Origin of the sequence: Nonomuraea sp. NPDC049141, from assembly GCF_040648415.1 — a bacterium.
GTDB lineage: Bacteria > Actinomycetota > Actinomycetes > Streptosporangiales > Streptosporangiaceae > Nonomuraea.
On sequence record NZ_JBEZDR010000001.1, the window covers coordinates 755,843 to 769,436 of the forward strand.

Annotated in this window: 11 protein-coding genes; 5 read left to right on the forward strand and 6 right to left on the reverse strand. The window is 70.3% G+C overall.

The window, feature by feature from the left end; genetic code table 11:
- Window positions 1-125 precede the first annotated feature (125 nt).
- Window positions 126-1,301: an AI-2E family transporter gene (locus tag AB0B91_RS03510; protein WP_358314708.1), complete on the reverse strand. Its 1,176-nt coding sequence runs from the start codon at window positions 1,299-1,301 to the stop codon at window positions 126-128.
- Window positions 1,302-1,391: 90 nt separating this feature from the next.
- On the opposite strand from AB0B91_RS03510, the gene AB0B91_RS03515 reads away from it, so the two are divergent.
- Complete coding sequence (locus AB0B91_RS03515) at window positions 1,392-3,569, forward strand: DUF6351 family protein (RefSeq protein WP_358314711.1); 2,178 nt, start codon at window positions 1,392-1,394, stop codon at window positions 3,567-3,569.
- 3 nt (window positions 3,570-3,572) lie between these two features.
- Here AB0B91_RS03515 and valS read toward each other — a convergent pair whose 3' ends face one another.
- Complete coding sequence (valS, locus tag AB0B91_RS03520) at window positions 3,573-6,086, reverse strand: valine--tRNA ligase (RefSeq protein ID WP_358314713.1); 2,514 nt, start codon at window positions 6,084-6,086, stop codon at window positions 3,573-3,575.
- A gap of 79 nt (window positions 6,087-6,165) precedes the next feature.
- Between valS and AB0B91_RS03525 the strand changes: the two genes are divergently transcribed.
- Window positions 6,166-6,450: a DUF4235 domain-containing protein gene (locus tag AB0B91_RS03525; protein WP_358314716.1), complete on the forward strand. Its 285-nt coding sequence runs from the start codon at window positions 6,166-6,168 to the stop codon at window positions 6,448-6,450.
- On the opposite strand, the gene AB0B91_RS03530 is transcribed toward AB0B91_RS03525, so the two are convergent.
- From AB0B91_RS03530 to AB0B91_RS03540, 3 genes are read right to left on the reverse strand one after another with little or no spacing between them, the layout of a single operon-like run.
- Window positions 6,383-7,816 carry a trehalose-6-phosphate synthase gene (locus AB0B91_RS03530; RefSeq protein ID WP_358314719.1) on the reverse strand — a complete coding sequence of 478 codons (1,434 nt, stop codon included), beginning with the start codon at window positions 7,814-7,816 and terminating at the stop codon, window positions 6,383-6,385. The two genes, AB0B91_RS03525 and AB0B91_RS03530, sit on opposite strands and share 68 nt — an antisense overlap.
- Before the next feature lie 10 nt (window positions 7,817-7,826).
- On the reverse strand, window positions 7,827-9,434 hold the full coding sequence (locus AB0B91_RS03535) for an FAD-dependent monooxygenase (protein ID WP_358314722.1): 1,608 nt from the start codon (window positions 9,432-9,434) through the stop codon (window positions 7,827-7,829).
- On the reverse strand, window positions 9,431-10,390 hold the full coding sequence (locus tag AB0B91_RS03540) for an MBL fold metallo-hydrolase (protein WP_358314725.1): 960 nt from the start codon (window positions 10,388-10,390) through the stop codon (window positions 9,431-9,433). Before AB0B91_RS03540 ends, AB0B91_RS03535 begins: the two co-directional genes overlap by 4 nt.
- A 132-nt stretch (window positions 10,391-10,522) precedes the next feature.
- Between AB0B91_RS03540 and paaI the strand changes: the two genes are divergently transcribed.
- Genes paaI through AB0B91_RS03555 form a run of 3 tightly spaced genes read left to right on the forward strand, consistent with a single transcriptional unit; the run spans window position 10,523 to window position 12,793 of the window.
- Window positions 10,523-10,891 (forward strand): hydroxyphenylacetyl-CoA thioesterase PaaI, encoded by a 369-nt coding sequence (gene paaI, locus AB0B91_RS03545; RefSeq protein WP_358315726.1) that lies wholly within the window; start codon window positions 10,523-10,525, stop codon window positions 10,889-10,891.
- Entirely contained in the window at window positions 10,888-12,195 is a 1,308-nt protein-coding gene (gene paaK / locus AB0B91_RS03550) for a phenylacetate--CoA ligase PaaK (RefSeq protein WP_358314728.1), read from the forward strand. The genes paaI and paaK overlap by 4 nt, the downstream gene beginning before the upstream one ends.
- Window positions 12,196-12,199: 4 nt before the next feature.
- Entirely contained in the window at window positions 12,200-12,793 is a 594-nt protein-coding gene (locus AB0B91_RS03555; protein ID WP_358314731.1) for a TetR/AcrR family transcriptional regulator, read from the forward strand.
- On the opposite strand, the gene AB0B91_RS03560 is transcribed toward AB0B91_RS03555, so the two are convergent.
- A complete protein-coding gene (locus AB0B91_RS03560) occupies window positions 12,790-13,590 on the reverse strand; it encodes a hypothetical protein (RefSeq protein WP_358314734.1) in 801 nt (266 codons plus the stop codon). The two genes, AB0B91_RS03555 and AB0B91_RS03560, sit on opposite strands and share 4 nt — an antisense overlap.
- Between the last annotated feature and the right edge of the window lie 4 nt (window positions 13,591-13,594).

The following is a 13,594-nucleotide window of genomic DNA, read 5'->3' on the forward strand; positions in this document are numbered from 1 at the left end:
AGGTACGCCCTTCCGCCCGCGCTCCGGTCGCACCAGACAGGCGGGTGGAGTGTCGGGCCACCGGGAAAGGGGAGAAGACCCCCGAACTCGGGCGTCCCTCGGTGAGGTGGTCACGGGTGACGAGATTACTCGCTGTCAGACGGACTATCGTCCTTGCCGCCCGAGCCCGGGGTCGGGGCTGGGATCGGGGCCTCGGTCGGGGCTGGGATCGGGGAGTCGGGTGGCCGGGCAGGGGCCGGCGGCAGGGCGATCGGTTTGTGCACCAGCTCGGGCAGCGCCCGGTAGATCACCGCCGCCACGGGCACGGCCACCGCCGCTCCCGCGATGCCGGCCAGGATGCCGCCGACGGCCAGCACGAGGATGATGGCCAGCGGGTGGAAGTTGAGCGCCCGGCCGACGATGAGCGGCTGGAGCACGTGGTTCTCCAGTTGCTGCTCGACGATCAGGATGCCGATGAAGATCAGCGCGTAGACGGGCCCCTTGGCACCCAGTGTGACCAGGGTGGCGATCGTACCCGCGAAGAAGATGCCGACGATCGGGATGAAGCTGGCGAAGAAGATCAGCACCGCCAGCGGCGCCCAGAGCGGCACGCCCATGCCGGCCAGCACGATGCCCATGATCAAACCGTGCACGGCGGCGACCGCGACGGTGCCCTGCACGTAGTGGGAGAGCGTGGTCCAGGCGGCCCGGCCCGCCCGGTCGACCCGCGGCGACATCGAGCCGAACCCCCGCAGGAACCACGACCAGATCCGGTCCCCGTCCTTGAGCAGGAAGAACGTGACGAACAGCAGCAACACGAGGGACGCGAGCACCTCGAAGGCGACGGCTCCGGCGGTCAGGACCGTGCTCGTGATGGCCGTGCGCTGGGCGTTGACCATCGTCGCGATCTCGTCGACGTAGCTGGTGATCTGCGCCTCTTTGAGATGCAGCGGGCCGGTGATCAGCCAGTTCTGGACGTCGCGGGCGGTGGACTGGACCTGTTCGACCAGGTTGGGGAACTCCTCGGTGGCCCGCGCGCCGACCAGCCAGCCGGTGCCGATGAGCACCGCGAGCGCCACCAGCATGGTGATCCAGGTGGCGTAGATGGGGCGCATGCCCGCCTCGCGCAGGCTCCTGGTCAGCGGGAACAGCAGCGCGGTCAGTAACAGGGCGATGGCGACGGGCAGGGCCACGAAGCTGAGCCGCGCGATGCCCTGGACGAAGAAGTAGACGACCACGCCGACGAGGATCAGGCACAGGCACCAGGCGGCCATCTTGGCCAGCACGGGTGGCACGAGCTTGGTTGGGCGGTCAGTCAGCACTGTTCAAGACTGGCACGTGAGCGGAATGGATGCGCGCGGATAAAAGATCGGGTCTGGGCAACGGCATGATCACATGCGAACGTCATGCACATGAAGACCGTCGCGCTGGTTAAGGTGAGCGCCATCACCGCCGTGATCGCGTGTCTCGTCGCGGCCCCCGTGCCCGCCCTCGCCTCGCGCGGCGAGCCCGCCCTCGATGTGCTGTCCAGCCGCGCCGACCGGGTCAGCGGCGGCGACGCGTTGATCCGGGTACAGGTGAGCCAGGGCATGCGGCTCAAGGTGCTGCGCAACGGCGAGGACGTCACCGCGGCGTTCAAGCCGGACCCCGGCGGTGCGTCGTTCAGCGGCCTGGTGACCGGGCTGATCGACGGCGACAACACGATCAAGGCGTTGGCCGGGCCGTTCAAAGAGACCCTGAAGTTACGCAACCACCCGATCGCTGGACCGATCTTCTCGGGGCCGCACCAGTACCCGTTCCTGTGCAAGACCGAGCGGAGCGGGCTCGGCCCGCCGGTCGCCGACAACCAGGACGGCCAGGGCATGCGCACCACGGGCGGGTGGAGCAGGGACTGCTTCGCGCCGGTGCTGACGGAGCGGCTCTACCGCTCGACGGACGGCACGTTCAAGACGATGCCCGCCGAACGTCCCGCGGACATGTCGACCACCACCACGATGGACGGCCGGACGGTGGACTTCGTGGTGCGCCGCGAGCGCGGCGTGATCAACCGCTTCCTCTACTCCATCGCGATGCTGGAGGACGGCTACAACGGCCGGGCGATCTACCGCTTCGACGGCGGCGTGGGGATCGGCCACGACCAGGGCACGCTCGGCGGCAGCGCGCTCGACGTGTACGGCCTGGGCAAGGGCTACGCGATCCTGTACTCGTCGGGCACCCGCACCTCGACGCACTACAACCTGATCCTGGGCGGCGAGACCGCGCTGATGGTGAAGGAGCGGTTCATCGAGCGGTACGGCGTGCCGCTCTACACGGTCGGCGTGGGCGGCTCGGGCGGCGCACTCCAGCAGTACATCTACGGGCAGAACTACGGCACCGAGGTGATCGACGCGGCGATCCCGCAGTACTCCTATCCCGACATGGTCACCCAGACCATCCACGTCGGCGACTGCGAACTGCTCGAACGGTACATGGACCACAACCCGCGCTGGGCGTCCTGGGACTCGCGGACCGCGCTGATCGGGATGAACGCCAGCGACACCGTGGACAACCCCTACACCGGCAAGCCCGGCTCCGACGAGTGCGTCAAGGGCTGGCGCGGGCTCACCCCGCTGACCATGAACCCGCTGTGGAGCTCCAGCAACGATCCCGAGTGGGCCAAGATGGACCCGCCCGGCGTCAAGGACACGGTCCAGTGGACGCACTGGGACGACCTGCGCGAGGTCTACGGCGTCGCCCCCGACGGCTACGCCCGCTCCACCTGGGACAACGTCGGCGTCCAGTACGGCTTGGGTTCGCTGGTGAAGGGCCTGATCACGCCCGCGGAGTTCCTCGACGTCAACGCGCGTGCCGGCTCCTGGAAGGAGTCGAAGGACATGGTGCAGGAGGGCTGCCCGTTCACCCCCTCCCTCTGCCAGGATCCGGCCCAGTTCGACCCGTGGAGCGCCCGCAACCAGCAGACGGGGGACCCGGCTCCGCGGCGTACCGGCGACCCGATCGCGATCAAGAACGTGGAGCGCAGCGGGCTGGTGTTCAAGGGCGACATCGCCATCCCGGTCATCGACTGGCGCCACTACCTCGAAGACCAGCTCGACATGCACGACGCGCACCAGTCGTTCGTCTCACGGCAGCGGATGCTGAACTACGACGGCAACGCCGGCAACCAGGTCATCTGGTTCACCGACGCCCGCCCCGACGGGCCAGCGTTCGACCAGACGCCCGAGGCGCTGCGGGTGATGGACCAGTGGATGGCCAACCTCCGCGCCCGCCCGTGGCGCGGGGTGGCGGGCAACAAGCCCGCCGCGGCCGTGGACCGCTGCTTCAGCACCACCGGGGCGCAGATCGCCGCCGGCCCGCACGTGTGGGACGGCATCCTGGACCACCACGCCGCCGGCGCCTGCACCGCGCGCTTCCCGCTGTACTCCACCTCGCGCGTCGTGGCGGGCGGTCCGCTGGAGGGCGGCGTCTACAAGTGCCGCCTGCAGCCGGTGTCCAGGGCCATCGCACGCGGCCTGTACGGCTCGTGGCGCCCCTCCCCCGAGGAGCGGTCCCGCCTTGAGGCGATCTTCCCCTCGGGGGTCTGTGACTACTAGCGGCTACTGCTCGAGCGTGACCTCGACGGCGAACTCGGGACCGTCATCGAGGACGAACTCCTCGACGTTGCCCGCGCCGCACAGGTCGTCCTGCGCCAGCCGTACCAGGGCGATCTCGGGGCCGGACACGGTGAGGCGGGAGACCTCGGCGCGCATCGACAGCTTGACCGCGGACTTGGCCTTGCGGATCCGCGCGAGCACGTCGGAGGCCACGGTGAGCACCGCCGGGTCACCCGCGCCCGCCGGCACCGACGGCCAGGCCGCGCGGTGGACCGAGCCGGGACGCCACCAGGACCAGACCTCCTCCGTGACGAACGGCAGGAACGGCGCGAAGAGCCGCAGCAGCACGTCGAGCGCCTGGCGCAGCGCCGCGTGCGCCGAGGCGGCCGCCGGGCCGCTCTCGTAGGCCCTGGCCTTGACCAGCTCCAGGTAGTCGTCGCAGAACGCCCAGAAGAAGCGCTCGGCGGCCTCCATCGCCCGGGTGTAGTCGTAGCCCTCGAACGCCTGGGTGGCCTCCTCGACCACGGCCGAGAGCTGGGCCAGCATCGCCAGGTCGAGCGGCTCGGTGACCGCCGCCTCGGTGTCCGGGAAGCCGAGCACGAACTTCGAGGCGTTGAGGATCTTGATGGCGAGCCGCCGGCCGACCTTGATCTGCCCGGTGTCGAAGGCCGTGTCGGTGCCGGGCCGCCCGCTGGCCGCCCAGTAGCGGATCGCGTCGGAGCCGTACTCCTCCAGCAGCCCGAGCGGCGTCGTGACGTTGCCCTTGGACTTGGACATCTTCTTGCGGTCGGGGTCGAGGATCCAGCCCGCGATGACCACGTCGCGCCACGGCAGCGTGCCGAACTCCTGGTGCGCCCTGACCACGGTGGAGAACAGCCAGGTGCGGATGATCTCGTGCGCCTGCGGCCGCAGGTCCATCGGGAAGACCCGGCCGAACAGGTCGGGATCCCGCTCCCAGCCGCCGGCGATCTCCGGCGTGAGGGACGAGGTCGCCCAGGTGTCCATGATGTCGGGATCGCCCATGAAGCCGCCCGGCACGCCCCGCTGGTCCTCGGTGTAGCCGTCGGGCACCTGCGAGGAGGGGTCCATCGGCAGCAGGTCCTCCGGCGGGACCAGCGGACGGGAGTAGTCGGGCTCGCCCGACTCGTCCAGCGGATACCAGACGGGGATCGGCACGCCGAAGAAGCGCTGCCGGGAGATCAGCCAGTCGCCGGCCAGCCCGCGCACCCAGTTGTCGTAGCGCACCTTCATGTGCGGCGGGTGCCAGCGCAGCTCGGCGCCCCGGTCCAGCAGCCGCTCGCGCAGCTCCGGGTCGCGCCCGCCGTTGCGGATGTACCACTGACGGGTGGTGACGATCTCCAGCGGGCGGTCGCCCTTCTCGTAGAACTTCACCATCCGCCGCGTGGGGCGCGGGTCGCCGTCCAGGTCGCCCGACTCGCGCAGCAGCTCCACGACGCGTTCGCGCGCGCTGTGCACGGTCTTGCCGGCCAGTTCCTTGTACGGCTCCTGCTCGACGCCCTCGGGCGGCTCGGGCAGCAGGCGGCCGTCCTTGCCGATGATCGGCCTGGTCTCCAGCGCCAGCTCCCGCCACCAGGTGACGTCGGTGATGTCGCCGAACGTGCAGACCATCGCGATGCCGGAGCCCTTGTCCGGCTCGGCCAGGTGGTGGGCCAGCACCGGCACCTCGGCGCCGAACAGCGGCGTCAGCACCGAGGTGCCGAACAGCGGCTGGTAGCGCTCGTCGTCGGGGTGCGCCACCAGGGCCACGCAGGCGGGCAGCAGCTCGGGCCTGGTCGTCTCGATCCAGACCGGCCCCTTCTCGCCGTAGAAGGAGACCCGGTGGAAGGCTCCCGGCCACTCACGGTCTTCGAGCTCGGCCTGGGCGACGGCGGTGCGGAAGGAGACGTCCCACAGCGTGGGCGCCTCGGCCATATAGGCCTCGCCGCGCGAAAGGGTGCGCAGGAAGGCCCGCTGCGAGGCGGCCCGCGCCCCAGCGTCGATGGTCGCGTACGTCATCGACCAGTCGACGGACAGCCCCAGCCGCCGCCACAGCTCCTCGAACGCCTTCTCGTCCTCGGCGGTCAGCCGCTCGCACAGCTCGATGAAGTTGCCGCGCGAGACGGAGACCTGCCGCTTGGGGTCGGGCTTGGCCGGAGGTGTGAAGTCGGGGTCATAGGGCACCGATGGGTCACAGCGGACGCCGAAGTGGTTCTGCACCCGGCGCTCGGTGGGCAGGCCGTTGTCGTCCCACCCCATGGGATAGAAGACCTCGCGCCCGCGCATCCGCTGGAAACGGGCGATGGTGTCAGTGTGCGTGTAGGAGAAGACGTGACCGACGTGGAGGGAGCCGGAGACGGTGGGAGGCGGCGTGTCGATCGAGTAGATCTGCTCGCGCGTCTTGGACCTGTCGAACCGGTAGGTACCGTCCTCTTCCCAGCGCGCTACCCATACCTGCTCCAAGCCGTCGAGAGTGGGTTTTTCCGGCATGGCGGCATGGCGTAGTCGCTGCTGATTCATGCCTCCATATGGTACGGCTTCACCGGCCTGGGAGGCGTTGCAGACTAGTGTTCGTTACAAAGCGGAAGGAGACGTTCGGATGGCAGACGACAAGCCCGACCTCGCCTGGCGGGTCATCGGCGGTCTGGTCGGTTTGGTCACCGCCTGGGCGGCGCGCAAGATCCTCGGGTTCGTCTGGGTGAAGGCCACCGGCAAGGAGCCGCCGATCGACACCGACTCACCCGAGGTCAGCATGGGCGAGGCGATCGGTTACGCCGTGGTGATGGGCGTCGGGATGTCCGTGGCGCAGATCGTGGTCAACCGGACCGCCAAGAAGCGTTATGAGGCGTGGAAGACGGTGAAGCAGGTGACTCCAGGGCATTGAGAAACTCTCCGGCCCAGCGGTCCACGTCGTAGGTGGCGACCCGGCGGCGCATCGTCCGCATCCGCCGGGACAGCTCGTGCGGCGTGGCCCGCATCGCCGTCATCATCTGCCGCTTGACGTCCTCGACGTCATAGGGATTGACCAGGTACGACTGCCGCAGCTCGTCGGCCGCCCCGGCGAACTCACTGAGCACGAGCGCGCCCCGCAGGTCGTGGTGGCAGGCGACGTACTCCTTGGCCACCAGGTTCATCCCGTCACGCAGCGGCGTGACCACCATGACGTCGGCGGCCAGGTAGAGCGCGGCGAGCTCCTCCCGCCCGTACGACTGGTGGAAATACTGGATCGGCTGCAGGCCGAGCATCGCGTGCTCGCCGTTGATCCGGCCGACCTGCAGTTCGATGTCGTCGCGCAACCGGCGGTACTCCTCCACCCGTTCGCGCGAAGGCGTGGCGATCTGCACGAACACCGCCTCGTTGGGCTTCAGCCGCCCCTCCTTGAGCAGCTCGCCGAACGCCTCCAGCCGTAGCCCGATGCCCTTGGTGTAGTCGAGCCGGTCCACGCCGAGCAGCACGTGCTCCGGGTCGCCGAGCTCGGCCCTGATCTCCTTGGCGCGGGTCATGATGTGCTCCTCGCGCACCATGCTGTCGAGCTCGCCGAAGTCCACCGAGATGGGGAACGCCTGCGTGGTCACGATCCGGTCGTCGAGGAAGATCTCGTTCCCCTTGTACGGCAGGCCGAGCAGCCTGCGGCACAGCCGCCGGAAGTTCGAGGCGCCGCCGGGCAGCTGGAAGCCCACCAGGTCGGCCCCGAGCAGCCCCTCGACGAGTTCCTTGCGCCAGGGCAGCCGCCAGAACAGCTCGACCGGCGGGAACGGGATGTGCAGGAAGAAGCCGATGCGCAGGTCCGGCCGGAGCCTGCGCAGCATGGCGGGGACGAGCTGGAGCTGGTAGTCCTGCACCCAGACGACCGCCCCCTCCTCGGCCACCTCGGCCGCGGCCTCGGCGAAGCGCTGGTTGACGGCGCGGTAGGCGTCCCACATGCCGCGCTCGAACACCGGCGGCGCCACCACGTCGTGATAGAGCGGCCAGAGTGTGGCGTTGGAGAAGCCCTCGTAGTAGAGCTCCACCTCACTGGCCGAGAGCGGCACCGGGATCAGGCTCATGCCGTCCTGGTCGAACGGCTCCAGGCGCTCGTCGGCGGCGCCGTGCCAGCCCAGCCAGGCGCCGTGCCGGCGCTGCATGACAGGAGCGATGGCGGTCACGAGCCCGCCTGGGCTCCTGCGCCATGAGGCCGTCCCGTCCGGCTCGACCGTTCGATCCACCGGCAACCGGTTCGCGACGATCATAAACGAGTTACGGCCACTCACCCAGGTCCTCCTAGACTCCATCCTTCGCGAGCCGCAGGACGCGGCTCACGGCGGCGCCCACCCGCTCGGGCTTCGCTTGGGAGAGAATCGCCGCGACATGGGCGTCCGGCCTGACGATCCAGACCTCGCCCCGCTCCACACCCAGCGTCTCCGCCAGGTCTCCGGAGCGGTCCAATGCCGCGAACTCCCGCACGGCGAGCGGCGCCGTAGTGACCTTGCCCAGGACCTGCGCAAACAAACGTGAATCGCACATATCGCCCAATAGGACAAGGATTCCGGCCCGGCAGAATTCGCGCAGCCGGCCGCCGCCCGGAAGCGGAACATCGGGCAGGACCACCCCGGGAGCGGGCGCCGGACTCGCCCCCTTGGGGGGCCGGCCCCCGAACGGACGCCTCGGGTCGGGCGTGGTGAGCGGTGAGTCGACGTACCAGTACGGCTCGGCGAACCGGCCGGAGTCGATCTCCTCGGGCACGCCGCTCTCCAGCGCCGCCCGCCGGCGCGCCCGCTCCCCCTCGGTCCTCGGCGCCAGGAAGCGCATGGTGGCGCCGGTCACCTCCAGGTTCTCCAGCGCGGCCGCGTGCCGCTCGATGTGGTACGTCTCCAGCAGCTCCTCCGGGGCCCAGCCGTGAGCGACGAAGGCCAGCTTCCAGGCGGCGTTCTCGGCGTCGGGCACGCCGGAGTTGAGGCCCCGGGCGCCGAAGGGGGCCACCAGATGGGCGCAGTCACCGGCCAGCAGCACCCGGCCCGCCCGCATGCGGGAGGCGATGCGGGAGTGGAAGCGGTACGTGGTCCGCCAGAGCAGGTCATAGTCCCGCTCACCAATGATTTGCCTGATTTTTCGCGAAATATCGGCTTCTGTTGGGGTGTAGTCCGGCGGGACCTGCCAGTCGATGCGGAACGTCGATCCGGGGCAGGGGTGGATGAGGACCTGCCTGCCGGGGTTCCACTCGGGGTCGAAGTAGAAGCGCCTCTCGTGCTCCCAGCCGGGCAGGTCGGCCCTGATGTCGCAGATGAGGAACTGGTCGTCGAAGGTCTCCCCGTCGAAGGTGACGCCCAGCGCCCGGCGTACCGGCTGGGCCTTGGCGCCCGCGCAGGCCAGCACGTAGGGGGCGCGCAGCACCCGCTCCCCGCAGCGGACCGTGACGCCGCCCTCGGCGTCCTGGGTCAGGCCGGTGACCTCGTGGTCCCAGCGCACCTCGATGAGCGGCTGGGCGGCGATGGCGTCGTCCAGGATCCGCTCGGTGCGCGACTGCGAGATGTTGACGCACGGCGGCAGCGGGCCCTGGCCGCCGAACGTCCACGAGAACAGCTCGCGGTCCCGGTAGTAGGTGCGGGCGGTGGTCCAGGCCAGGCCCTCCTCGGCGATCCGGCCCGCGCCGACGGCCGACCAGATGTCGAGCACGTCCCGCTGCTGGCAGATGGACCTGGAACCCGTGGCGGCGCGCGCGGGACTCCGGTCGAGGACGAGCACGGGCAGCCCCCAGCGGGCCAGCAGCAGCGCCGCCGTCTGCCCGACGGGCCCGGCCCCTATGACGATGACCGCGGCGGTCGCGTCCCCGCCCCCGACGCTCGTCCCGCTCTCAGCGCCGGGACCGATCCCAGAGCCGGTGCCGGTCATGACTGGAGCTGCTCCCAGACCGCGCGGTCGCGTTCGGCCGTCCAGATGACCGGTCGTTCGACGCCGTCGAGCTCGTCCCACAGCCGCGAGACGTTGAACGGCAGGCAGTGCTCGAAGATGGGCCAGGCGCCGTAACGGGGTTCGAGCGCCCGGTGGGTGTTCGCGAACGCCTCCTTCAGCGTGCCACCGCCCTCGTGGGCCCGGCCGACCTCGCGCAGCATCACGGCCAGGAAGTCGCGGGTCTGCGCGATGGCCGCCTCCACCCCCCGCGCGCCGCGGGCCACGGCTCCCCTGCCGCCCACCAGCGTCTCCGCGCCGAACGCGGCGACCCGGTCGAGCGTCGTGGTGGACCAGTCGCGGTGGAAGGCGTCGCCGGTGTAGAGGGCGGCCTGCGACTCGACCAGGTCGCCGGCGAACATGATGCGCCGCTCCGGCAGCCAGGCCACCAGGTCGCCCTCGGTGTGCCCGCGCCCGCAGTAGGCCAGCACCAGGTCGCCGCGCCCGCCGCCGAGCGCGATGGTGAACCGGTCGCTGAACGTCGCCGTGGGCCACGTCAGGCCGGGGATGGAGCCGGGCTCCTTGAACAGCCGGGGCATCCGGGCGTACTCGCTGGCCCAGTCCTCGGCGCCGCGTTCGGCGATCAGCTCTCTGGTCTTGTCGTGCGTGACGATCACGTCGGCCCCGAACGCCGAGGCGCCCAGCACCCGTACCGCGTGATAGTGCGACAGCACGAGGTATCTGATCGGCTTGTCCGTGTGCTCGCGCAGCCGCGCGAGCCACTCGCGGGCGGCGACCGGGGTGGCCAGCGCCTCGAAGCAGACCAGGAAGTCCTCGCCCTCGATCGCGCCGACGTTCGGGTCGCCCTCGGCGGTGAGCGCGTAGACGCCCTCGGCCAGCACTTCCAGCGACTGCCGCTTCTCGCCGAGATCGGCGGACGAGGCGAACGGCTTGACCATGGTTTCCTCCCGTTCAGGCGTACCTCGGGGGGTTCCGTCCGTCTCTTGACAGGGATCGGGCCGGACGGTGAAGTGTTTACCGAACATTCGGTCAGTTGACAAGGGAGACTTGCGTTGGAGAGCGCGCGCCGCATGATGGACGCCGACACCGCCTCCGCGGCCCTGGGCATCGAGCTGACGGAGCTGGGGGCCGGCCGGGCGGTGTGCCGCATGAAGGTCACCGAGCGGATGATCAACGGGCACGCGCTGTGCCACGGCGGCTACGTCTTCCTGCTGGCCGACACCGCGTTCGCCTGCGCGTGCAACAGCCACGGCCCGGTGACGGTCGCGGCCGGCGCGGAGATCACCTTCGTGGCGCCGGCCCACGCGGACGACGTGCTGGTGGCCGAGGCCGCCGAACGCACCCGCTACGGGCGGAGCGGCATCTACGACATCACGGTGAAGAAGGATGACGGCGAGGTGGTCGCGGAGTTCCGTGGCCGCAGCAGGGAGATGCGATGAGACTCGGCGCCGCCCCTCGGCCCGGAGAGCTCGACCCGATCGAGCGGGTATCGCGCGACGAGCTCATGGCGCTCCAGCTGGAGCGCCTCCAATGGACACTCCACCACGCATACCAAAATGTACCGAAATATCGGCAGAAGTTTGATGAGCACGGCGTCCACCCCGCCGACTGCGAGGAGCTCGGCGACCTGGCGAAGTTCCCCTTCACCACGAAGCAGGACCTGCGCGACTGCTACCCGTTCGGCATGTTCGCCGTGCCACGGGAGCGGGTGGCGCGGGTGCACGCCTCCAGCGGCACCACCGGGCAGCCCACGGTGGTCGGCTACACGAAGAACGATCTCGACATCTGGGCCGAGGTCATGGCCCGCTCGATCCGCGCCTCTGGCGGGCGGCCCGGCGACATCGTGCACATCTCCTACGGCTACGGCCTGTTCACCGGCGGCCTGGGCGCCCACTACGGCGCCGAGCGGCTGGGCTGCACGGTGATACCGGTCTCCGGCGGCATGACGCCCCGCCAGGTGCGGCTCATCGCCGACTTCCGGCCGGACGTCATCATGGTCACGCCGTCGTACATGCTGGCGCTGCTCGACGAGTTCGACCGCCAGGGCCTCGACGCCCGCGCGTCCTCGCTGCGGATCGGCGTCTTCGGCGCCGAGCCGTGGACCGAGGAGATGCGCGCGGAGATCGAGGACCGCTTCGACCTCGACGCCGTCGACATCTACGGCCTGTCGGAGGTGATGGGCCCCGGCGTGGCCAACGAGTGCGTCGAGTCCAAGGACGGCCTGCACGTCTGGGAGGACCACTTCTACCCCGAGACCGTCGACCCGTTCACCGGGGCCCCGGCCGAGACGGGCGAACTGGTCTTCACCAGCCTCACCAAGGAGGCGCTGCCGATCATCCGCTACCGGACCCGCGACCTGACCCGGCTGCTGCCCGGCACCGCGCGGCCGGCGTTCCGGCGGATGGAGAAGGTGACGGGCCGGACCGACGACATGATCATCCTGCGCGGGGTGAACGTCTTCCCGACCCAGATCGAGGAGATCGTGCTGCGCGTGCCGGGACTGTCACCGCACTTCCAGGTGCACCTCACCAGGCCGGGGCGGCTCGACGTAATGACGGTGAAGGTCGAGGCGCGGCGGGGCCTTGAGGCGGGCACAGAGGCCCGCGCAGCGGCCGGGGAGGCGGTGCGCCGGGCCGTCAAGGACACGATCGGCGTGCAGGTCGAGGTCGAGGTGGTGGACCCGGAGACGCTGGAGCGCTCGGTGGGCAAACTCCGGCGAGTCATGGATGAGCGGGATACTTAGCCATATGGCGACCAGTACGACCCGCCGGGGAAAACGCGGACACGATCCCGAGTCCGTGCTCGCCATCGCCGTGGACGTGTTCAACGAGCGCGGCTACGACGGCACCAGCATGGAGGACCTGGCCAGGGCGCTCGGCGTCACCAAGTCGGCGATCTACTACCACGTGCCCGGCAAGGAGCAGCTGCTGGCGCGGGCGCTGGACCGGGCGCTCGGCGGCCTGTTCGCGATGATCGCCGACGAGCGCGCCACCTCGGGCCCGGCGATCGCCCGCCTGGAATGGGTGGTACGGCAGAGCGTCCGCATCCTCGTCGACCACCTGCCGTACGTGACGCTGCTGCTGCGCGTGCGGGGCAACAGCGCGACCGAGCAGGCGGCGCTGGAGCGGCGGCGGGAGATCGACAGGTTCGTCAGCCACCTGGTCAAGGAGGCGGCGGCGGCCGGCGGCATCCGGCCCGACGTGGACCCGTCGCTGGTGACGCGGCTGCTGTTCGGCACCGTGAACTCGATCACCGAGTGGTACCGGCCGCCGCGCGGCGGATCGGCGGACGACCTGGCCGACGCGCTGCTCAAGATGACGTTCGACGGGTTGCGGGTCTAACCCTGGTCCAGCTCCCGCGACCGGCCGCCGGGCGGCAGCTTGCCGCGTAGGTCCTCGCGGATGGCCTGGCCCAGCTTCTTGGTCGCGATCCGGTTGAGCGCGCCGCCGGCGACGGCGCCGGTGAGGAACGGGCCCAGCGTGGTCAGGTGACGCCCGAGGGTGCGCAGGAGGCGGTTGCGCACGGCGGTCTTGGTGGCCGCGCCGAGGGCGAGTGAGACGGAGGCGGGGCTGAGGGGGTCGACACCGCGCTGCTTGGCCCAGGCCGCGGCGAAGGCGGCCGCGCGCTGGGTGCCGGTGCCCTCGACGCGCACGCCGTAGACCTCGTGCAGTTCGGCCAGCAGCTTGACCTCGATGGCGGCCACCACGATCGTCTCGGCGACGAGCTGCGCGGGGGCGGAGAGGAGAAGGGGTGGTGCCGCGAACTCGGCCGCGGCGAGCGCTCCGCCGATGGCGCCTACCGTCATGGTCGCCTTTTGGGCGGTGCGCACCAGGTCGTCGGCGAGTTGCTCGCCGGTCAGTCCGTGATGATGCTCGGAAAGCGTGTGCAGATCTCTGATGGGGATGCGGGGCGCGATGTTCATGAACACATCCGCCAGCCAGCGTCCGCGCCCGACCCCGGTCTCACGCGCCTTGTTCGCGCCAGAGGCCAGAGTGCGGGCTAGACGGCCGAGCAGCCGACGCCGCTCGGCCGGCTCCAGCTCACCGGGGTCGGCGAGCCTGCCTACGAGCTCGCCGACCTCTTGATCGGGGTCGGCGATCTCGTTTCCTGGTTGCCGGTCCTTCTCAGGTGCGGCCACGCGG